The organism is Ancylobacter rudongensis, assembly GCF_900100155.1.
Lineage (GTDB): Bacteria > Pseudomonadota > Alphaproteobacteria > Rhizobiales > Xanthobacteraceae > Ancylobacter > Ancylobacter rudongensis.
In genome coordinates this window covers 252,340-273,301 of the sequence record NZ_FMTP01000004.1, presented here as the reverse complement: position 1 = coordinate 273,301, position 20,962 = coordinate 252,340, and the positions used below count along the sequence as shown (strand labels likewise).

20 protein-coding genes are annotated in these 20,962 nt (G+C 69.3%); 11 read left to right on the top strand and 9 right to left on the bottom strand.

What is annotated here, in order from left to right:
* Positions 1–3: 3 nt before the first annotated feature.
* The 4 genes from exbB to BLO63_RS12510 all read right to left on the bottom strand — a co-directional run bounded on the left by exbB (position 4) and on the right by BLO63_RS12510 (position 3,420).
* Positions 4–1,128: a tonB-system energizer ExbB gene (exbB, locus tag BLO63_RS12525; RefSeq protein ID WP_091440980.1), complete on the bottom strand. Its 1,125-nt coding sequence runs from the start codon at positions 1,126–1,128 to the stop codon at positions 4–6.
* A 203-nt stretch (positions 1,129–1,331) separates the two neighbouring features.
* The gene (locus tag BLO63_RS12520) at positions 1,332–2,753 is read right to left on the bottom strand and encodes an FAD-binding oxidoreductase (RefSeq protein ID WP_091440977.1); all 1,422 of its coding nucleotides are present in this window, start codon (positions 2,751–2,753) and stop codon (positions 1,332–1,334) included.
* Between the two features lie 14 nt (positions 2,754–2,767).
* Positions 2,768–3,181: a type II toxin-antitoxin system VapC family toxin gene (locus BLO63_RS12515; RefSeq protein ID WP_091440974.1), complete on the bottom strand. Its 414-nt coding sequence runs from the start codon at positions 3,179–3,181 to the stop codon at positions 2,768–2,770.
* A complete protein-coding gene (locus tag BLO63_RS12510; protein WP_091440971.1) occupies positions 3,178–3,420 on the bottom strand; it encodes a type II toxin-antitoxin system Phd/YefM family antitoxin in 243 nt (80 codons plus the stop codon). Before BLO63_RS12510 ends, BLO63_RS12515 begins: the two co-directional genes overlap by 4 nt.
* A gap of 163 nt (positions 3,421–3,583) precedes the next feature.
* Here BLO63_RS12510 and BLO63_RS12505 point away from each other — a divergent pair, with 163 nt between their 5' ends.
* The 8 genes from BLO63_RS12505 (at position 3,584) to mgtE (ending at position 12,402) form a co-directional block, all read left to right on the top strand.
* Positions 3,584–5,428, top strand: coding sequence for an ABC-F family ATP-binding cassette domain-containing protein (locus BLO63_RS12505; protein ID WP_205409323.1), 1,845 nt, complete (start codon positions 3,584–3,586; stop codon positions 5,426–5,428).
* A 183-nt stretch (positions 5,429–5,611) separates the two neighbouring features.
* Positions 5,612–6,415, top strand: a complete 804-nt coding sequence (locus BLO63_RS12500; RefSeq protein ID WP_091440966.1) for a TrmH family RNA methyltransferase — start codon at positions 5,612–5,614, stop codon at positions 6,413–6,415.
* A 278-nt stretch (positions 6,416–6,693) separates the two neighbouring features.
* Positions 6,694–7,308 carry an amino acid kinase family protein gene (locus tag BLO63_RS12495; protein WP_091440964.1) on the top strand — a complete coding sequence of 205 codons (615 nt, stop codon included), beginning with the start codon at positions 6,694–6,696 and terminating at the stop codon, positions 7,306–7,308.
* Entirely contained in the window at positions 7,305–7,862 is a 558-nt protein-coding gene (locus tag BLO63_RS12490) for a flavoprotein (RefSeq protein WP_091440961.1), read from the top strand. The genes BLO63_RS12495 and BLO63_RS12490 overlap by 4 nt, the downstream gene beginning before the upstream one ends.
* Before the next feature lies 1 nt (position 7,863).
* The gene (locus BLO63_RS12485) at positions 7,864–9,318 is read left to right on the top strand and encodes a DUF6513 domain-containing protein (protein ID WP_091440960.1); all 1,455 of its coding nucleotides are present in this window, start codon (positions 7,864–7,866) and stop codon (positions 9,316–9,318) included.
* Positions 9,315–9,881: a DUF447 domain-containing protein gene (locus BLO63_RS12480; protein WP_091440957.1), complete on the top strand. Its 567-nt coding sequence runs from the start codon at positions 9,315–9,317 to the stop codon at positions 9,879–9,881. The genes BLO63_RS12485 and BLO63_RS12480 overlap by 4 nt, the downstream gene beginning before the upstream one ends.
* On the top strand, positions 9,878–10,600 hold the full coding sequence (locus BLO63_RS12475; RefSeq protein ID WP_091440954.1) for a (5-formylfuran-3-yl)methyl phosphate synthase: 723 nt from the start codon (positions 9,878–9,880) through the stop codon (positions 10,598–10,600). The genes BLO63_RS12480 and BLO63_RS12475 overlap by 4 nt, the downstream gene beginning before the upstream one ends.
* Before the next feature lie 422 nt (positions 10,601–11,022).
* Positions 11,023–12,402 (top strand): magnesium transporter, encoded by a 1,380-nt coding sequence (gene mgtE / locus BLO63_RS12470; protein WP_091440951.1) that lies wholly within the window; start codon positions 11,023–11,025, stop codon positions 12,400–12,402.
* 60 nt (positions 12,403–12,462) lie between these two features.
* On the opposite strand, the gene BLO63_RS12465 is transcribed toward mgtE, so the two are convergent.
* The 5 genes from BLO63_RS12465 to BLO63_RS12445 form a co-directional block, all read right to left on the bottom strand.
* Positions 12,463–13,263 (bottom strand): formylmethanofuran dehydrogenase subunit C, encoded by an 801-nt coding sequence (locus BLO63_RS12465; RefSeq protein ID WP_091440949.1) that lies wholly within the window; start codon positions 13,261–13,263, stop codon positions 12,463–12,465.
* The gene (gene fhcD / locus BLO63_RS12460) at positions 13,260–14,192 is read right to left on the bottom strand and encodes a formylmethanofuran--tetrahydromethanopterin N-formyltransferase (protein ID WP_091440947.1); all 933 of its coding nucleotides are present in this window, start codon (positions 14,190–14,192) and stop codon (positions 13,260–13,262) included. The genes BLO63_RS12465 and fhcD overlap by 4 nt, the downstream gene beginning before the upstream one ends.
* Before the next feature lie 172 nt (positions 14,193–14,364).
* Complete coding sequence (locus BLO63_RS12455; RefSeq protein ID WP_091440945.1) at positions 14,365–16,032, bottom strand: formylmethanofuran dehydrogenase subunit A; 1,668 nt, start codon at positions 16,030–16,032, stop codon at positions 14,365–14,367.
* Positions 16,033–17,268: a formylmethanofuran dehydrogenase gene (locus BLO63_RS12450; RefSeq protein ID WP_091440943.1), complete on the bottom strand. Its 1,236-nt coding sequence runs from the start codon at positions 17,266–17,268 to the stop codon at positions 16,033–16,035.
* Between the two features lie 18 nt (positions 17,269–17,286).
* Positions 17,287–17,667 carry a 4a-hydroxytetrahydrobiopterin dehydratase gene (locus BLO63_RS12445; protein ID WP_018389919.1) on the bottom strand — a complete coding sequence of 127 codons (381 nt, stop codon included), beginning with the start codon at positions 17,665–17,667 and terminating at the stop codon, positions 17,287–17,289.
* Positions 17,668–17,803: 136 nt separating this feature from the next.
* Here BLO63_RS12445 and BLO63_RS12440 point away from each other — a divergent pair, with 136 nt between their 5' ends.
* The 3 genes from BLO63_RS12440 to BLO63_RS12430 all read left to right on the top strand — a co-directional run bounded on the left by BLO63_RS12440 (position 17,804) and on the right by BLO63_RS12430 (position 20,955).
* Positions 17,804–18,844 carry a beta-ribofuranosylaminobenzene 5'-phosphate synthase family protein gene (locus BLO63_RS12440; protein ID WP_091440940.1) on the top strand — a complete coding sequence of 347 codons (1,041 nt, stop codon included), beginning with the start codon at positions 17,804–17,806 and terminating at the stop codon, positions 18,842–18,844.
* A gap of 88 nt (positions 18,845–18,932) precedes the next feature.
* Positions 18,933–19,829 (top strand): NAD(P)-dependent methylenetetrahydromethanopterin dehydrogenase, encoded by an 897-nt coding sequence (locus BLO63_RS12435; protein ID WP_091440937.1) that lies wholly within the window; start codon positions 18,933–18,935, stop codon positions 19,827–19,829.
* The gene (locus BLO63_RS12430; protein ID WP_091440935.1) at positions 19,795–20,955 is read left to right on the top strand and encodes an ATP-grasp domain-containing protein; all 1,161 of its coding nucleotides are present in this window, start codon (positions 19,795–19,797) and stop codon (positions 20,953–20,955) included. Before BLO63_RS12435 ends, BLO63_RS12430 begins: the two co-directional genes overlap by 35 nt.
* Positions 20,956–20,962 lie beyond the last annotated feature (7 nt).

The following is a 20,962-nucleotide window of genomic DNA, read 5'->3' as shown; positions in this document are numbered from 1 at the left end:
GGCTCACTCCGCCGCGGCGCGCACACGCTGCGGGGCGGCGCGGCCGGCATCGCGCCGGTCGAGATCGCGCGAGAGCAGCCGCAGCACCTCGGCCGAGGCATCGCCCATCAGCACGCGATAGCCCGACACCTGGCGCGAGAAGTGGTTGTAGATCACGACTGCCGGAATCGCGGCGACCAGGCCGATGGCGGTGGCCAGCAACGCCTCGGCGATACCCGGCGCCACCACGGCGAGATTGGTGGTCTGCGCCTTCGAGATGCCGATGAACGAATTCATGATGCCCCACACCGTGCCGAACAGGCCGACAAACGGGGCCGTGGCGCCGATGGTGGCGAGCAGGCCGGTGCCGCGCGTGATCGCCCGCCCCGCCGCCACCTCGATGCGCGAGAGTGAGATCGACACACGCTCCTTGATGCCGTCGGCCGGCAGCGGGCCGGAGCGCTTCAGTTCCAGATCGGTCGTCGCCAGCATGGCGCCGGCCGGGCCGCGCGGGTCTACGCGCCGGGCCTCGTCCAGCGTGGCGCTGGCGAGATAGCCCTTCAGCGCCCGCCGCAGCCGGCGCTTCGCGACGGCCAGTTCCATCGTCTTCGCCAGCCACACCGTCCACGTCACCACGGAGGCGAAGGCGAGGCCGATCATGACGGTCTTCACCACCCAGTCCGCCGCCATGAACATGCCCCAGGGGGACAGGTCATGGGGAAGCTGCGCCGCGACGGAGGGATCCTCGCTCTGGTCGAGCGGCATGCCGGATGCGGCCGGATCCGCCGAGGGATCGACAGCGGCGGGGTCGCCAGCGGGAGCGGCCGGGGCTTCCCCCGCGGTGGGCGCGGCATCGCCTGCCGGTGGCGACATCTGGGCACCGATCGCCGGGGCAGCCATGCCGGGAGCCGGCGGCACCAGCGGATCGACCGCCGGCGCGGCGGGCGCGGAAGTGGCCGGCGCTTGCGTCGCCGGCGCCGAGAGCGCGGGGGCCGCAGGAGCGGGAGCCGCCGGCGCGGGGGTGGAGACGGCCGGCGCCGGTTGCTGAACCTGCGCCCACGCCGCCACGGGGCCGGCAGCCAGCATGGCCAGCGCCAGCAGGAGGTTCAGCGCCGGGCGCGCAGTGAGGGTGGTGGGTGTCGTCAGCATGGCGGCTTCCCGAAGCTCCGGTCTTCCCCGGCGCCCCGGCCCGAAGGCGGAGATGTCGGCCGGGGCGTCCTCAGTCCCGGCTTGCATAAACCCGCAGTGACGGGATCGACAACACTAAAACGACCAGATGCTCAAATGTAGAACTCTTCGAAAGAAGGATTAGAGCAGGATTGTACAATTTTACATTATTCCAAACTAAGAATTCATCCCACCTGAACACCAATAACCTTGCCGGGATTGAGGGTCTGTACGGGATCAAGTGCAGCCTTGACCCGGTGCATCAGGTCGAGGGCGACGGGATCGGCGTAATGCGCCAGTTCCTCGCGCTTCAACAGGCCGATGCCGTGCTCGGCGGCGATGGAGCCGTCCATCTCGGTCACGATGTCATGCACGATCCTGTTGAACATCTCCCACAGGGCCAGGAAGGCGGCCTTGTCCATGCCCTCGGGCTGGCTGAGGTTGAAATGGATATTGCCGTCACCGACATGGCCGAACGGGCACGGCCGCAGCCCCGGCAGCGCGGCGAGGCAGGCGGGCAGCGCCCGGTCGAGAAACTCCGGCACGCGCGAGACCGGCACCGAGACGTCATGCTTGATCGAGCCGCCCTCGTGCTTCTGCGCCTCCGACATGTCCTCGCGCAGCCGCCACAGATTGGCCGCCTGCGCCTCGCTGGTGGCGATGACGGCGTCGAGCACCTCGCCCGCCTCCATCGCGGCGCCAAGCCCCTCCTCCAGCAGCGCGCCGAGGTCGAAGGCGCGGGTGGGCGAGGAGAGTTCGGCCAGCACATACCACTCATAGGCGCCGGCCAGCGGGCGCACCGTGCCCGGCATGTGCTTGAGCACCGTCTCGACCCCGAAGGCGGCCATCAGCTCGAAGGTGGTCAGCGCGTCGCCCGCCTCGCCGCGCAGCCGCTTGAGCAGGGCCAGCGCCGCCGTGGGGTCGGGGACGGCGAGAAAGGCGGTGGCGCGCTGCGCCGGCTGCGGGAACAGCTTCAGCACGGCGGCGGTGATGATGCCGAGGGTGCCCTCGCTGCCGAGGAAAAGCTGCTTGAGGTCGTAGCCCGCATTGTTCTTGCGCAGCCGCTTCAGCCCGTTCCACACCCGCCCGTCGGCCAGCACCACTTCCAGCCCCAGCGCCAGCTCGCGCGCATTGCCATAGCGCAGCACGGCGGTGCCGCCGGCATTGGAAGAAAGGTTGCCGCCGATGCGGCAGGACCCCTGCGAGGCGATGTGCAGCGGGAACAGGCAGCCCGCCTCCTCCGCCGCCGCATGCACCTTGTCGAGAATGCAGCCGGCTTCCACCGTCATCGTCATGTCGACGGGATCGACGGCACGGATGCGGTCGAGCCGGGCAAGCGAGAGCAGCATCTGCCCGAACGGCATCTGCCCGCCCACCAGCCCGGTATTGCCGCCCTGCGGCACCAGCGCGACGCCCGCCCGGGCGCAGGCCTCGACGATGAACGCCACCTCCTCGGTCGAGCCGGGCCGCAGCACGGCGGGCGCCTCGCCCCGGTAGAGCCCGCGCTCCTCATGCAGATAGGGCGCCATGTCGGCCGGGTCGGTGAGCACATGCGCCGCGCCGATGCGCTGGGCGAGGGTGGCGAGCAAGGGGGAGAGGGCGGACATGAGCGATCCTGAAACTAGCGGGAGGCGTCGATGACACGGACGTGGCCGGCGTCACCATAGTCGAGAATGGCGCGGTCGGCGGTAAGCAGGGACGAACCCAGATGCCGCGCCGTCGCGATGATGATCCGGTCCGCCGGGTCGGCATGCAGCGTGCCGGGCAGGCGCACGCTGCCGACGGCGATGGCCGGCTCCAGCGCCGCCAGCCGCAGCGCCGGCAGGGCCAGAACGGTCTCCAGCCAGGCGCCGACATCGTCGGCCAGCGCCAGCCTGCCCTTGTGCACCAGCATGGCGATTTCCCACGGCGTGATGGCGGAGACGAACACGCCGCCGGCCGCACCCGCCTGATCGAGGACGGCACGCGCCTGCCCGCCGAGGCGCGCGTCGTCGTCCAGCGCCCAGATCAGTACATGCGTGTCGAGAAGGATCACGAAATGGCGGCCCAGTCGCCCGCTTCCGCCACCGGCGCGAACGGGTCGTCATAGCGGGTGACGACCCCGCGGGAAGCGCCGATCAGGGACCGCGCCGGCGAGGCCGGGACCGGGCTCAGCACCGCCACCGGCTTGCCCCGGCGGGTAATCGTCACCGGCTCGCCGGTCTGGTTCATCTCGTCGATCAGGCGCAGGCATTCGGCCTTGAACTGCGCGGCCGGGACGATCCTTGCGCTCATGCACCTGTCTCCTGAAACCTGTACATGATTTATGTACATCATTGCCCGGCAATGGCAAGGCGGGCGCGCGCCCACCCGGCGCGACGTTCATCGCGGACATGGCTCCATTGTCGCCGCGCCGCGCCCCCTTGCCCCGGCGCGTCTTTCCCCCTATCCCCGCGCCATGGCCCCTCCTCTTCTTCTGCTTCAAGACACCAAGCTCACCTTCGGCGGCACGCCGCTGCTGGAGGGGGCGGAGCTTTCCGTCTCCGCCGGCGAGCGCGTCGGCCTTGTCGGCCGCAACGGCTCGGGCAAGTCCACCCTGCTGAAAATCGCCGCCGGCCTCGTCGCCGCCGATAGCGGGGCGCGCTTCGTGCAGCCCGGCGCGACGGTGCGCTATCTGCCGCAGGAGCCCGACCTCACGGGCTTCGCCACCACGCTGGCCTATGTCGAGGCCGGCATGGGGCCGGGCGACCAGGAATACCGCGCGCAATATCTGCTGAGCGAGCTCGGCCTCACCGGCATGGAAAACCCGGCCAACCTGTCCGGCGGCGAGGCACGGCGCGCGGCGCTGGCCCGCGTGTTGGCGCCCGAGCCGGACATCCTGCTGCTCGACGAGCCGACCAACCATCTCGACCTGCCCGCCATCGAATGGCTGGAGGCGGAGATCGCCTCGCTGCGCTCGGCCCTCGTGCTGATCAGCCATGACCGTCGCTTCCTGCAGGACCTCACCCGCGCCACCGTCTGGCTCGACCGGGGCCGCACCAAGCGGATGGAGCGCGGCTTCGCCTTCTTCGAGGAATGGCGCGACCAGGTGCTGGAGGAAGAAGAGCGCGACCAGCAGAAGCTCGCCCGCAAGATCGTCGCGGAAGAGCACTGGATGCGCTACGGCGTCACCGCCCGGCGCAAGCGCAATGTGCGCCGCGTCGGCGAGCTGGCGTCGCTGCGCGCGCAGTTCCGCGACCATCGCGGCGCGGTCGGCACCGTCACCATGGCCGCCACCGAGGCGGAGATCTCCGGCAAGCTGGTGATGGAAGCCGAACACATCTCGAAGACGTATGGCGATCGCGTCATCGTGCGCGACCTCACCATCCGCATCCAGCGCGGCGACCGCATCGGCATTGTCGGGCCCAACGGCGCCGGCAAGACCACGCTGCTGAAGATGCTGACCGGCGAACTGGCCCCCGACACCGGCAAGGCCAAGATGGGCACCAATATCGAGATGGCGACGCTGGACCAGCGCCGCGCCGCGCTCGACCCCAACCGCTCGGTGCGCGAGACGCTGACCGACGGGCGCGGCGACCAGGTGTTCGTCGGCGGCAATCCCCGCCATGTCATCGGCTATATGAAGGACTTCCTGTTCACCCCGGAACAGGCCGGCACCGCCGTCTCGCGCCTGTCCGGCGGCGAGCGCGGGCGGCTCCTGCTGGCCTGCGCGCTGGCGCAGGCCTCCAACCTCATGGTGCTGGACGAGCCGACCAACGATCTCGACCTTGAGACGCTCGACCTCTTGGAAGAGATGATCGACGACTATGCCGGCACCGTGCTGCTGGTGAGCCATGATCGCGACTTCCTCGACCGCACCGTCACCGCCACCATCGCCTATGAGGGCGACGGCAATTGGGAAGTCTATGCCGGCGGCTATTCCGACATGGTCGCCCAGCGCGGCCATGGCGTGAAGATGCGCGCGGCGGCGGCAGCGGCGCCCAAGGGGGCGAGCACCAAGGCCGGCAATGCCAAGGGCGCCAACACCAGCGCCGGCAGCTCCGCGCCCGCACCTGCCTCGTCCAAGCGCAAACTCTCCTTCAAGGAGAAGCACGCGCTGGAACAGCTGCCCAAGCGGATCGCGCAGCTGGAATCGGACATCAAGCGTATCAACAACACGCTGCACACGCCCAATTTCTACACCCGCGACCCCGCCGGCTTCCAGAAGGCCACCGCCGAGCTGACCAAGGCGCAGGCGGAACTGGCCAAGGCCGAGGAAGAGTGGCTGAAGCTGGAAATGATGCGCGAGGAAGCCGGCGGGTGAGCCGCGCGGGACCGCGCGAAGGCGCGGCCTGCGTGCTTCGAGACGCGGCTCAGGTCCATCATCCGATCTGAACCGCCCTCATCCCCGGGCCTGACCCGGGGACCCAGCCTTGCCGCCGTGAGCCAACGGAAACCTGGATCCCCGGGTCAGGCCCGGGGATGAGGGAGAGATCAGAGTGCCGTCATGATGCTCATCCCCCTCACCTCCTCCGACGACCCGCGCATCGACGCCTATCGCGTCATCAAGGAGCGCGATCTGGTCGGGCGCGGCGGGCGCTTCATCGTCGAGGGCCGCACGGTGCTGGATGTGGCGCTCTCGCCCCGCAACCGCTTCGCGCTGGAATCGCTGCTTCTGGCGGAAAGCCGGATCGAGGCGCTCGGCCCGCTGCTGGCGCAGGCGCCGGAGGACCTGCCGATCTACACCGCCAGCCAGACGATTCTGGACGGCATCACCGGCTTCCACATCCATCGCGGCCTGCTCGGCGTCGGCCTGCGCGGCGCCCTGCCCTCGATGGCGGAACTGGTGGCCGGGCTGCCGGAGGAGGCGCTGGTGGTGGTGCCGCTCGGCATCGCCAATCACGACAATGTCGGCGGCATCATGCGCAACGCCGCCGCCTTCGGCGCCGATGCGGCGCTGTTCGACTTCGCCTCCTGCGATCCGCTCTACCGTAAGGCGATCCGGGTCTCGGTCGGCGGCAGCCTCATCGTGCCCTTCGCCCGCGAAGGCTCCGCCGAGGCGCTGCTCGACCTTCTCGCCGCCGTCGGCTTCGAGTTGCTGGCGCTCAGCCCGGCCGGCGCGACCGTACTGGGCGAGGTGAAGCCCGCCCGCCGCACCGCCCTTCTATTGGGCGCCGAAGGCCCGGGCCTGCCCGATTCCATTCTCGCCCGCACCCGCACGGTGCGCATCCCGATGCACGGCGGCTTCGATTCGCTGAATGTCGCGACAACCAGCGGTATCGCGCTGCATTCTCTGGCCTGTGGCCGGTAAAGCACGCGTGAGATTCGAATCATGTCTCGACAATCGCCGCCCCGAAGCGCATCTTCAGGTGCACTTCTACAGGCGGGAAGCCGTCTGATTGATCGTCAACTCATCAAGGCCCGAGGTACCCCCTCGGGCCTTTTTTCTGTCGGCGGCCGCTTTGGACGCGCCGGCCTTTTGCTGGTATTGCGACGACCGCGCGGCACGATCTAGGGCCTGGAGACGGAAGCGATTAGGCTCGCCTGATCGATGCGGGCTCCTGCCCCGGCCCGAACGGAAGCTGAACGATGCCGGACCTGTCCCACCCGCCCCCTGTCGCCATCGTCAAGCTCGGCGGCAGCCTCATGGGCGATCCCGGCCTGCCGGCTCTGCTGCAGGCGCTGGCGCGGCAGGGCGCGCCCCTGCTCCTCGTGGCCGGCGGCGGCCCGCTGGCCGATGCGGTGCGGGCGCTGCAGCCGCGCCTCGCGCTTTCCGATGCCGCCTGCCACCGCATGGCGATCCTCGCCATGGAGCAGACCGCCCACGCCTTCGTCGACCTCTGCCGCGATCACGCGCTCGCCCTCGCCGCCACGCCGGAGGAGATCGCTGCCGCCCATGCGGAAGGCCGCGCCGCGCTGTGGCTGCCCGCCCGCATGGCGCTGGCGGCAAGCGAGCTGCCGGAAAGCTGGGACCTCACCTCCGACAGCCTGTCCGCCTGGCTGGCGGCACAGCTCGGCGCCGTCCGGCTGACGCTGGTCAAATCCGCCGCCGCCGCTCCCGGCAGCGGCCCCGCCGACTGGGCGACCGCCGGCCTTGTCGACCCGCTCTTTCCCAGCTTCGCCGCCCGCCTCGCCGGCCCGGTCGGGCTGACCACCGTGCCGGCGCTGCTGGCCGCATCCACCCAAGGGGACATCGCCGCATGAGCGCGAGCAAGGGAACCTATCCGCGCTGGGCCTGGGCGCTCACCGGCTCGGGCCATTTCTTCACCGAGTCGATCGCGCTCATCAAGGCACTCGACGCGGTGGACCTGTTCGTCTCGAAAGCGGCGGACGAGGTGCTGCGCATGTACAAGCAGGACCTGCCGAAGGACACCCGCATCTTCAAGGAAACCACGGCCAGTTCCGCCCCGGTCGGGCGGTTCTATGAGGGGCTGTACCACACGCTGGTGGTCTCCCCCGCCTCCTCCAACACGGTGGCGAAGGCGGTGTTCGGCATTTCCGACACGCTGGTGACCAACTGCTTCGCCCAGGCCGGCAAATGCCGCGTCCAGACAATCGTCTTCGCCTGCGACACCGCGCCTGAGATGATCACCATGGCGCCCAAGGGGCCGGTCTCGGTCTATCCGCGCCGGATCGACCTGGAGAACACCGCCAAGCTGAAGGAATTCGACGACACTGTCGTGGTGGAATCGATCGGCGATCTGGAAGCGGCCATTGCCGCGCGGCGGCTCCACCTCGCGGACAGGGCCGCCTCCTGAAATGGCGGACGAGCCCCCTGCCTCGACCAAACCGGAGCGGGTCGCCCTCATCACCGGCTCGCTGGCCGAGCCGCGCCTGACCAAGATCGCCGGCGAGATCACCGATGCGAGCCTCGATCCGGTCGTGGTCAATGTCGGGGTGAAGGTGGCCGCGCTGATGACGGCCGAGATCGTCGAGCGCCGGCTGAAGCTGCCCGAGGGCACCGACCGGGTGCTGATGCCCGGCCGCTTCCGCGGCGATCTCGACCGGCTGGAGCGCTTCTTCGGCGTGCCCTTCGCCCGCGGCCCGGACGAGGTGGCGGACCTGCCGGATTATTTCGGCCAGAAGCGCCGGGCGGCGGACCTCACGCAGCACGACGTCACCATCTTCGCCGAGATCGTCGACGCCACCGTGCTTGACATCGACGCCCTCGTAGAGCGCGCCTTGTTCCTCAAGGGCGAGGGCGCGGATGTGATCGACCTCGGCTGCCTGCCGGACACGCCCTTCCCGCATCTGGAAGAGGCCATCGCCGCGCTGCACGGCGCGGGGCTGAAGGTCAGCGTCGATTCGTTCAGCCTGGAGGAGCTGACCCGCGCCACCCGCGCCGGTGCGGATTATCTGCTCAGCCTCAACGGGAACACGCTCGACGTGGCGAAGGAAGGCCCGGCGGTGCCCGTCCTGGTGCCGGCGACGCAGGGCGACCTCGCCTCGCTCTGCCGCGCGGTGGACGCCTGCCTCGCCTCGGGCCAGCCCTTCTATGCCGACCCGATCCTCGACCCGATCCATTACGGCTACACCGCTTCCGTGGTGCGCTATGCCGAGCTGCGCCGGCGCTACCCGGACATTCCGATCCTCATGGGCATCGGCAATGTCACCGAGCTGACCGACGCCGACACGACAGGGATCAACGCCCTGCTCATGGGCATGATCTCGGAGCTGCACATCCAGGCGGTGCTGGCGGTGCAGGTGAGCCCGCATTGCCGCACGGCGGTGCGCGAATTCGACCGGGCGCGGCGCGAATATTTCGCCGCCCGGCAGGCCGGCGCGCTGCCGCAGGGCTTTGGCGGCGGGCTGATGGCGCTGCGCGACCGCAAGCCCTATGCCGCCACGCCGGACGAGATCGCCCGTCTGGCGGCCGAGGTGCGCGACCGCAATTTCCGCATCGATGTCAGCGAGGCGGGCATCCACATCTACAATCGCGACGGCCACCATGTGGCTTCCGAGCCCTTCGCGCTGTTTCCCAATCTCGGCGTCGAAGCCGATGGCGCCCATGCCTTCTATCTCGGGGTGGAAGCCGCCCGCGCCGAAATCGCCTACAAGCTCGGCAAGCGCTACGCGCAGGACGAGGGGCTGAAATGGGGCGCGGCGGGCGAGATCGCCGGCAGCCCCGAAGAGGCCCACCGTTTGACATTCAAGGAGGCCGGCACAACCTTGCAGGCCAAAGCCGCCAAGGCGAAAGCCGGAGAGACGCCGTGATCCGTGAAGCCATCGTCACCACCCGCTCGCTCGAAGGCGAGCCGCACATCGCCCCCATGGGCGCGACGGTGATCGAGGGCGGCTATGTGCTGCAGCCCTTCCGGCCCTCGCGCACGCTGGAAAATCTCGCCGCCACCCGCATCGCCGTGGTCAATTTCACCGACGATGTCCGCATCTTCGCCAGCTGCGTGGTCGGGCGCCGCTACAATGTCGATGTGAAGAAGGCGACCTATATCGACTGCCCGCGCCTTGCCGACGCGCTCTCGCATGACGAGGTGACGGTGGAACGGGCGGAGGACGACCCGCAGCGGCCGAAATTCTTCTGCAAGACCTATCATTCCGAAGGCCATACCCGCTTCGAGGGCATGAACCGCGCCAAGGCGGCGGTGCTGGAAGCCGCCGTGCTGGTCAGCCGGCTCGGCCTTCTGCCCGACGAGAAGGTGGCTCAGGAAATGGCCTATCTCGCCATCGCGGTGGAAAAGACCGCCGGGCCGGAGGAGCTGGAAGCGTGGGGCTGGGTGCTCGACGCCGTGGCCGAACACCGCAGCCGGCGGGCATCATGAGCACCGCCGCGCCCGGCCTGCTCGCCAGCGTCACCGATCTCCACGAGATGGAGCTGGCGCGGGCCGGCGGTGCCGATATCGTTGATCTCAAGCAGCCGGCCTTCGGCACTCTCGGCGCCTGGAGCACCGATGCACTGGCCGCCGCGGTCATGCTGTGGACCGCCTGGGGCGAGCAACTGGGCGAAGCCGGCCGGCCGGCGCTGAGCGCGACGATCGGCGACCAGCCGATGGTGCCGGCGCTGGTCCGCACCGCCGCCGAGCGCGTCGCCCGCACCGGCGTGCCGCTGGTCAAGATCGGTCTTTCCGCCTCCCAGCACACCAATGAGTGCATCGAGGCGCTGGCCCCACTCGCCAGCCGGACCCGGCTGATCGGCGTGCTGTTCGCCGACGAGGCGCCCGATTTCGCCGTGCTCGCCGCACTTGGCCGCGCCGGCTTCGCCGGGGTGATGATCGACACCGCCGACAAGAAGGCCGGTTCGCTGACCGAGCATTTCGACCCACTCACGCTCGGCCAGTTCGTCGCCGAGGCGCGCCGCCACGGGCTGATGACCGGGCTGGCCGGCTCGCTGCGGCTGGAGGACATCCCGGCGCTGGTCGGCGTCGGGGCAGACTATCTCGGCTTTCGCGGCGCGCTCTGCGAGGGCGGCCGCACCGGCACGCTCGACCCAGTGCGTCTCGGCCAGGTCCACGCCCGCCTGCGCGAACCAAGCGACCATTAGGGCTGCCACCGCGCCGTCTCCCACCCCCCCGTTCCCCGGACAAGCGCCGCGAAGCGGCGCGCCGATCCGGGGCCCAGCGAAGACTCCGCCACAGGCGACCGTCGGGGGAAACACGCCGGCAGACATCGCCGAAGACTCGCCCGCTGGGTCCGGGATCGCCTTCCGCTGGCGCTGCAGGCGTCCGGGACACGCGGGGCACCGCGGCGGCGATGGTCCGCCTTGACTTTACCACCCCGCAGGTTCATTCCCCGCCCGCCGCGTGTCACCGCGCCGCCACCGGAATACCGTAGACATGCCCAGCGACAGTACCAGTCGATTGCCCGGCCCCTGGCGGCTGGCGCTGTGAACCGGCCCCGGGCGTGACCCGGTCTCGGCTCCCCGCGCCCGCCTGCTAAAGGCAGGACAGCGGAAAGAGAGCCGAAATGGACGACCGGACGGAAGACCGCCGCGACGACATCGTCGTGGACACCGCAGCCCTCGCGGCCGAGCTCGCCGAAGAGCACCCCGCCGACATTGCCGAAGCGCTTGACGAGCACGAGCCGAGGACCGCCTCCGCCCTGCTCGCCAGCCTGCCGCGCGAGCAGCAGGTGGAGGTGCTTGACGGCCCCGATGTCGACCTCACCAGCGAACTGATCGAAGCGCTGCCGGTCGAGGAGGCGGTGCGCCTTATCTCCGACATGTCGGCCGACCGCGCGGCGGACCTGTTCCGCTGGATGGACGAGCCCGCCCGCTCGCATCTGTTCGCCCGCCTGCCGGTGGAAACCCAGACCGAGCTGAATCGCCTGCTCGCCTGGCCCGAGCACAGCGCCGGCAGCCTGATGACGACCGAATTCGTCACCGTGCCCGCGTCCTGGACGGTGGGCGAGACGCTGCGCCATATCCGCGAAATCGAGCGCACCCGCGAAACGATCTACGCGATCTATGTGCTCGATCCGGTCTCGCACAAGCTGCTCAAGGCGGTAACACTGCGCCGCCTAATCACCGGCGAGCCCGAGCAGCCGATCCTCGACGTGGCGCCCCGGCATGATCCCATCACCACCGACCCGCTGATGGACCGCGAGGATGTCGCCCGGCTCATCACCAAATACGACCTGCTGGCCGTGCCCGTGGTGGACGCGAACGAGCAGGTGCTCGGCATCGTCACCGTCGACGACATGATCGACGCCATCATCGAGGAAGGCACCGAGGACGCGCAGAAATTCGGCGGCATGGAAGCGCTGGACGAGCCCTATATGGAAATCGGCTTCTTCAACATGCTGAAGAAGCGCGGCGGCTGGCTCTCCATCCTGTTCCTCGGCGAGATGCTCACCGCCAACGCGATGCAGCATTTCGAGGATGAGCTGGAGCGCGCCATCGTGCTCACCCTGTTCATCCCGCTGATCATGAGCTCGGGCGGCAATTCCGGCTCGCAGGCCACCTCGCTGATCATCCGGGCGCTGGCGCTGGGCGAGATCAAGCTGAAGGACTGGTGGCGGGTGGCGCTGCGCGAGCTGCCCTCGGGCCTCGTGCTCGGCTCCATCCTCGCCACGCTCGGCATGACCCGCATCACCGTCTGGCAGCTCGCCGGCTTCCATGATTATGGCGAGTACTGGATGCTGGTGGCGGCGACGGTGGGCGCGGCGCTGGTCGCCATCGTCACCTTCGGCTCGCTGATCGGCTCGATGCTGCCCTTCGTGCTGCGCCGCGCCGGCTTCGACCCCGCCAGCGCCTCGGCGCCGTTCGTCGCCACCTTCGTCGACGTGACCGGGCTGGTGATCTATTTCACCGTCGCCATGGTGATCCTGAACGGCACGCTGCTGTAGGACGGGGGCAACCTCGTCCCGGATCGGCCCTGTGGCCGGTCCGGGATGACGGGGCAGCCCCTACGCCCCCGCCAGCACTTCGCCCTGCCCGCCGATCAGCGTGTCGCCGACGATCCGGCGCGCGCGCGTCCAGCCGCCCAGCAGGGCGGAAAGCTCCGGCACCCGGCGGGCGATGAGGCGCAGCGCCACCAGCTCATGCGTGCCGGTGTCGATGAAGCCGGCCGGCAGCTCGGGCGCCGCGTTGACGAAGATCGTCCCGCGCTTCATGCCGCGCCCGGCCAGCGGCCCAATGGTGCCGCCGACGCTCACCGTGCCGGCGATCATGCCGGTGGCGAGGCCCTCGCCGGCATCGCCGGCAATGGTGATGAGGCCGCCGCGCTGGCGCTCGGCCGCGTGCGGGCCGGCATGTCCGCCGATCTGCAGCACCCCGCCGGAGAGGCCGCGCCGCGCCCCGGAGCCGGCCGCGCCGGCATGCGAGCCCGCATTCCCCGCGAGTTCGATCCGCCCGCCGGACATCTCACTGCCTAGAAAATCGCCGGCATCGCCGCCAATCCGCAGCATGCCGCCGCTCATGCCGCGCCCGGCATGGGCGCCGACCGTGCCGTCGACGATCAGCTCGCCCTTGGTCATGCCGGCGCCGACGCCGTCGAGCCTGACATCCCCGAGCTCGACCAGCAGCACGCCGTCCGGCGCGCCCTCGACGAAGAACAGCTCTGCCAGCTTCACGCTGCGCCCGCCGCACGGCACCTCGCGATGCTCCAGTTCGCGCAGCGACAGCGGGCCGGTGACTTCGGGCGTGAGGCCGGAGAGGTCGACCCGCGCCTCGAACGGCGCCCGCGGCTTGAGGGAAACCCCGGTCATGCCGTCTCTCCCGCGCCGTTCTGCATGATCTCGCGCAGCTTGAAGTGGAAGGGGCCGAGATTGCCGCCATAATTGCCGGCGTCGATCGCCACCACGCCGCCCTCGGCACCGATGGCGCAGACCGCCGTGATGCCGACCCGTGTCGCTTCCGCCACCGCCGCGAAGCTCATCCCGTCAATGACGATCTCCAGCACCGAACCGACCTCGTCGGGCAGCTGGCTCGGCACCGTGCCGCGCAGGGTCGGGCAATAGGCGTCGTTGGTGGAGGCGAACAGGCCCTTGTATTTCGAGCCGACCTTGGAGCCCGAGCGCACCACCCCGCCGGGGAAGGGCAGGATGATGCCGGGCACCTGAACCATCGCCGCCACCGCCGTCTCGGCAGCCTTAAGGGCTTCCCCCCGCGAGCGGGCGAGGATGAGAAAATTGCCGCCGCCCACGCCCTCGACCGAGCCGGTGTCCTCGTCGCAGACGAACTCGCCCTCCATGACAGGCAGGCGCCAGAAGCGCATCCCCTCGCCTTTGCTCCCGCCGATCTTCTTGGAAATCTGGTGCCCGTCGGCGAAATAGCGGATGGTTTTCGCCAGTGGCACCCGCTTGCCGGTGTCGATGCCGGCATAGCAGGCCGTGGTCGGGCAGGTCAGCACGCACTGGCCGAGGCGCAGCGGCACCACCTTCTTCAGCGAGCCGAAATCCATCGCGAAGATCAGCAGGGAAACGCCCGGACGCCCGTCCGGCGTCTCCTCGGGATTGAGCGTGCGCTCGATGCCCGCCTCGCAGCCGCAGCCGATCACCGAGGTGGCAAAGCCGGTGGTGGTGCGGCCGGCGATCAGCGCCCATTCCGGCGTGTCGGCGGTGATGATGAGCCGCGTGCCCACCATCGGAAAGGCTTCCGCGAACGTGTCGCGGATCTCGACGCCATTGAGGATCATCGGGCGCCCTCCACGACTATCCTTCGAGGCCAGCCTGCGGCCGGCACCTCAGGATGACGTTCATCCAGGAAAACCACATCATCCTGAGGTGCGAGCCCACGGGTCTTGCCTCCGGCAAGCCCGAGGACAGGCTCCGCGAGCCTCGAAGGATGTTGAACGAGAACGACACTCCTCACGACGCCACCCCTTCGCATTTGAGGATGGTCGGCCCGGCGCCGCCCCGCAATTCGCCATCGGCGATGCGGAAATGCTTCGACTTCAGCCCCACCGATTCATCGAACCAGCGCTGCATATCCTTGTCGACCGAGCGGTCGAACTCGGGGCGGGCGACATGGGTGGTGCCCTGCGCCAGTTCCACCACCACGCCGTCCTTCACGATCAGCCGGCCGTTCTTGAACACCATGCGGGTGGTCGAGAACATCGCCTCGCGGTCGGCGTCCTCCGTGTGCACGGCGATGTCGGCCACCGCGCCGGGGCCCAGATGGCCCTTGTCGGTGAGGCCGAGAATGCGGGCGGGCGCCGCGCGGGTGAGGATGGCGACCTCCTCCAGCGAATATTCGCGCTTGATCTGCGCCAGCAGCGTGTGCGCCTGCGCCGCCTTGTTCAGCGTCGCCAGCTGGGCGTTGCGGAAATCGCGGTCCATCAGCAGGCGGATCAGGTGCGGATAGGTGGTGAACGGCCCGCCATTGGGATGGTCGGTGGTGAGGAAGATCCGCCAGGGGTCCTCCACCAGCAGGAACAGCTCCAGCCCGATCGCCCATTGCAGCGCATTGACGAAGGACTTGTCCTTGTACTCGAACGGCACCACGCCGCAGGCGGCGTCCAGCTCGATATCCATGCCGATGGACTTCTTCGGGCTGGCGAGTCCGCGATTGCGGTATTGCGACATGTAGTCGGCGGACGCGGTGATGGTCTGGCCGAACATCACCTGCCCGACATCGACCGAGATGTTCGGGTTCGCGTTCACCATCTCGGCGATGCGCGCCGCCGAGGAGGAAAAGCGCTTGTCGCCTTCCGTGCCGTAGGAATGGAACTGCAGATGGGTCAGGTGCAGCCGCCGCCCCTCGGTGGCGAGCATGGTGGCGAGCGTGGTCTCGTCATTGCCCGGCACGCCGAGATTGCAGCCATGCAGATGGATCGGGTGCGGCAGGCCGAGTTCCGTCACCGCCCGGATCAGCGTGGTCAGCACCTTGCGCGGCGTCACCGCGTAATGCGGGTTGGCCTCGTCGAGGTCCATCTTGCGGGCGTTGAACTTGAAGGCGTTGATGCCGCCGGGATTGACGATCTTGATGGCGAAGGCCTGCGTCGCCTCGATCATCCAGCCGACATAGGCGTTCACCTGCTCCTGCCCGGCCCCGGCGGCCAGCAGGCGCTGGAAATAATCGTCATTGCCGAGCACCAGATAGGCGCCGGTGTCGAGATTGGGAATATCGGCCATTTCCAGATGCGCGGCGCGCGCATTGGCGCCGACCATGGCCGGCTCGAACACCGTGGTGTAGCCAAGTTCGGCATAGCGGCAGCCGGTGGCATGCGCGGTCGGCACCGCCCGTCCGCCGCCGCAGCCGCAGAAATTGCCCGGCATTTCGGGGAAGGCCCGCCGGTCTTCCTGCATCAGCAGGCGGGCCAGGTTCATCTTGCCGCCGGCGATGTGGCTGTGCAGATCGATGCCGCCGGCCATGACGACATCGCCGCCAAGGTCATATTCGGCGTCAGCCCGCAGATCGGTGGCGGCGACGATGCGCCCGTCCTCGATCTCGATGTCGCGCACGGTGCCGCTGGCGACCCCGTTCTCGCCATTGGCAGGGTCGAGCACACGCCCGCCCTTCAACCGCAGTCTCATTTACCCCTCCGCTATGCAACGCACAGCCTCGGCGACGCTAGGAAGCGTCGCGACGCGCAAGGCGCCGAGCGGCAGGCTTACGATGGAATCCATGCGGAACGCCGTGCCGGCATGGTCGACGCCGGGGGTGCCCACAGGGATGAGAACATCAGGTTCCTTGTCGAATACTGTCTCGGGATGGGCAAGAGCAATGATCTTGCCGCCGAAGGCCGGCGGCGGCTCCGGCCGGAAGGCCGAGATCCACACCAGCACATCGGCATCGGCCAGCGCCGCCTGCGTGGCGAACAGCGTGCCGTCATGGCTGCTCGCCTGCCCCTGCACGGCGGTGCGCAGGGGATAGCCGAGCCGCCACAGCAGCAGCTGGTTGACGCCGATGATGTTGTCGCGCCCGCCGAGCGGGAACACGCCGGCGCGCGTGGTGACGTTCAGCGTGTCGACCAGCGCGGTGGCCCGCTCGGCGACGAGGTCCCCATCGTCAAGGTCGGCCGCGTTCCAGGTCACCACCGCGTAATGGGCATTGCGCAGTTCCTCGGCGAGGCCCGCCAGCGTGTCGGCCTCGATGCCGCCGAAGCAGCTCCCCGGCGGGCGACGGCCGGCGGTGAAACTGCCAAGCGCCTCCAGCGCCGCCACCGCGTCGGTGGTGGCGTGGTGAACGACGCTCGCGCCGGCCAGCTGCGCGCGCGTCTTCTCCCCCGGCGCGCCGCCGAGGAAGATCACGCGGCGGTTCGAACCGGCGAAGAGCGGCTTCTCCGGGAACAGCCGCTCGAACAGCCGGCCCCAGGTCGCGGCCGGGTCGTCGCCGACCACCAGCAGCACGTCGCAGCGGTTGCGCACCTCCGCCAGCGTGGTGGAGAGCCAGCCGGTGCGCTGGGCGGCGGCATAGTTTCGAAACAGCCCGTCCGAGGCGTAATGGTCGAGCACCCCGCCGAAGCGGATGGCGAGGTCGACGGCGGCGCCGGCACCGGCCATGTCGACGCCGAGCCCGCCGATCACAGGCGCGCGGGCGGCCGCGAGGATCTGATGCGCCGCTTTGGCCGCATCGGCCTGATCGATCACCTCACCGGCCACGCGCGGCATCGGATCAGCGGTATCCAGGCGCCGCAAGAGCCGGGCGGCTTCGGGGCAGACCGGGGCCTTGGCGCGGACCTGCCGGCCCTCGACCTCGACCGTCAAATCATCGCAGCCGAGCCCGCAGAAGCCGCAGGCCACATCATGGATCGTCTGAACCTCGGCCATTGCTAATTACCTGACAAATCAGTCGTATTTGATGTAGGCGAACCTCAGGTCGCCGCGCGGCGTGCCTTCCAGCGCGCTGTCGGCCTCGGTCCCCGGCTGCCAGCCGACGACATCCTCGATCTTCTTCGCCAGCTGAAAGTCCCGCTCGGTAATGCCCTTGGCGTCGTGCGACATCAGCCGCACCTCGACCCAGGCATAGGAAGCGGTGAGATCCGGATGGTGCCAGGCTGCCTCCGCCAAATGGCCGACAGCGTTGATCACCATCAGCGTCCCCTTCCACGAGGAGGTGCGATAGGTGCGCCGAATCCACCCGTCCTGCAGCTTCCACTGCGGCAGGTCGACGGCGAGGCGTTCCTCCACCTCATTGTCGGTGAAGGTCTTTTTGGGATCCAGCGCCATGTCCTGGCGTCCTCCTGGCGGCATCTGCCCGTTCTGATGCGGGCGTCATTGACTGATTCGGTAGCACGCCCGCGCCGCATCCGGCAAACCCGTAAATCATCACCCGGCTTGTCCCGGACGGCTTCCGGGCCTTACCATGGCCGCCGAGGAAACGCTGGTGAACACCACAACACGCCAATTACGGACGGCCAAGGATGAACGGGAGAGGTCGGTGATCCGCATCACCGCGCCGGGCCGGCTGCATCTCGGATTCCTCGACCTCGCCGGCACGCTGGGCCGCCATTTCGGTAGCCTCGGCATCGCGTTGGACCGACCCGCCACCGTGGTCCGCCTGCGCCGCGCCGAAACGCTCACCGCCAGCGGCCCCGACGCTGGCCGCGCCCTTCTGGCCGTTGAAAAAGCCGCGTCCCGCTTCGGCCTCGACACGCGGGTGGAGGTGACGGTCGAGGCGGCGCTACCGCCTCATTCGGGCCTCGGCTCCGGCACCCAGCTCGGCCTCGCCGTGGCGACAGGGCTCTGCCTGATCAACGGGCTCGACCTGTCCCCGCGCGAGATCGGCGCGGCTTTGGGTCGCGGCGCCCGCTCCGCCATCGGCATCGGCGCTTTTACCGAGGGCGGGGTGATCCTCGATGGCGGCAAGAAGCGCGGCTCGGACGCCCCTCCCCCCATTCTCTCGCGCCTGCCCTTCCCCGAGCACTGGCGCCTTCTGCTGGTATATGACCACGGCCATCAGGGACTTAGCGGGCCGGACGAGGTGAAGGCGATGGAGGGCCTGCCGCCTTTCGCCGACACGCTGGCCGGCCACATGTCCCGGCTCGCCGTGATGGTGGCGCTGCCTGCGCTGGCCGAGGGCGATGTGGATTACTTCGCCGCGGCGGTGGGCGAAATGCAGCGACTGCTCGGAGAGCACTATGCGAGTGCCCAGGGTGGCCGCTATACAAGCTCATTCGTCGCCGAGGTGATGGATTGGCTGGAGGCGCGCGGCCTGCGCGGCCTCGGCCAGAGTTCCTGGGGCCCCACGGGTTTTGCCATTGTCGGCAGCCCCGAGGAGGCCGACCAGCTTCTCAGCGAGGCCCGGATCCGCTTCGGCGACCGGCCCGCTCTGGCTTTCGACTGTGCGCGCGGCAGCAATGCCGGGGCGCGGATCGAATGGCTTGCCTGCGTCGAGCAGTGCTAGCGACGGTTTTGGCGTCCCGCCCGCGTCGCTCACCCATCTTCCGCACGAGAGGCCGCAAGGCCCGATTCTGACCTAGGGAACGCACGCCATGGCGGACATCGCCCCCATTCTCCACATCATCTCGCCGCTTCGCCACGTCAGCCCGTTCGACGTCAACATGGCGGTCGATGCCGGCTACACTACCATCCTCCCCTATTCCGGGGTGACGCTCGACGAGGTCGGCGACCTGACGCAGGACATGATGTTCTCGCGCCATCCCGACGCCGCCCCGCGTACCGGCCTGTTCATCGGCGGCAAGGATGCGGGCCTGGCGCTCGACATGGCGAACAAGGCGAAGAGCGTGCTGTTCCCGCCCTTCGAGATTTCCGTCTTCGTCGACCCGGCCGGCTCCTTCACCACCGCCGCCGCCATGGTGGCCGAAGTCGAGCTGAAGCTGCGCCCCGCCCGCCCGGAGGGGCTGAAGGGTGTGAAGGTCCAGGTCTATGGCGCCACCGGCGTGGTCGGCGGCATTGCCGGCGTCATCGCCGCCCAGGCGGGTGCCGAGGTGACGCTGGTCAGCCATCGCGACATCGAGGCGGTCGAGGCCAAGGCCCGCGACTTCAAGCAGCGCTTCGGGGTCGACCTCGCCAGCGCCAGCGGCAAGAGCGAAGACGACAAGCGCGCGCTGGTCGCGGAGGTCGAGGTGGTGCTGGCCTGTGGCCGCGCCGGGGTGGAAATCCTCTCCGCCGACGTGCTGGCCGAGGCGAAGCACCTCAAGGTCGCCGCCGACGTCAACGCCGTGCCGCCCTCGGGCATCGCCGGCATCGACGCCCACGCCAATGGCACGCCGCTGGCCCATGGCGCGCTCGGTATCGGCGCTCTCACCATCGGCCATCTCAAATATCGCGTGCAGCATGAGCTGCTTCAGCGCATGCGCGTCGCCCCGGCGGCGATGACCATCGGGTTTGAAGATGCCTTCGTCCTCGCGCGATCCCTCACGGCCTGAGGGCGCGTTCGATGTCGTCCTTGTCGGCATCGCCGCGCGCGGGCTGGCGGCAAGCGCCCGCCGCGCCGGCCTGCGCGCCCTCGTCCTCGACCTGTTCGCGGACGAGGACACGCGGGCGCTGGCCTCGCAGGTTGTCCAGCTGCGCCGCCGTGACAGCTTCGCCCTCGACCCGGACGATCTTCTCGAACAGCTGGACCGCCATGCCGGGTCGGCGGTTCCCCTCGTGCTCGGCACGGGTTTCGAAGACGCGCCGGAGCTTGTCGCCAAGCTGGCGGCGCGCTTTCGTCTCGTGGGCAGCGGTGCCGACACCCTCGCCCGGCTCAAGGACCCCGGCATCTTCGCCGGGCATCTGGCCGCTCTCGGCATTCCCCATCCCCGGTTCTTCCCCGGGGAGGCGCCGGAGGGTGTTCGCGCGCTGGAAAAGCGTGTCGGCGGTGCGGGCGGCGGCCATATCCGGCGGGCGCGGCGGGCGCGCGGCGCGGGCTGGTATCTGCAGGAGTTCGTGGACGGGCGCAGCGTCTCCGCCCTGTTCCTCGCCGATGGCCGAAGGGCACACCTGCTCGCTTTCTCCCAGCAATGGTGCGCCCCCTCCGACACCGCGCCGTTCCGCTATGGCGGCTGCGCCGGGCCGATCCATGCGGAGGCCCCCCTCGTCCACCCGCTTGCCGACGCGCTCTCCCGGCTCGCCGGCGCCGTCGGACTCAAAGGCCTCGCCAGCGCTGATCTCATCCTCCATGACGAAGGCTGGCACCTCATCGAGGTCAACCCACGGCCCGGCGCAACGCTGGACATCTTCGATGCTCCCCCGCTGCCGCCCCTGCTGCGGCTTCATCTCGACGCCTGCGCGGGCGACCTGCCGGACCTCCCGCTCCTTGTCCCCGGCGCGGGCGTGGAGGCCCGGGCCGCCGGCCTATTTTACGCACCCGCCGCCACGGTGCTGAGGGACGCGCTGCCCGACTGGGCTGCCGACCGTCCCGCCCCGGGCACGCGCATCGCGGCGGGCGAACCCGTCTGCACGGTGCGGGCAGCCGGGCGCGACATTGCCGAAGCCCGCGCCAATCTGGCGCGGCGCATGGATCATCTTTCGCGCGCGCTGAACACAGCCAGCCGCGCAGCTGCGGAGTAACTCTCCC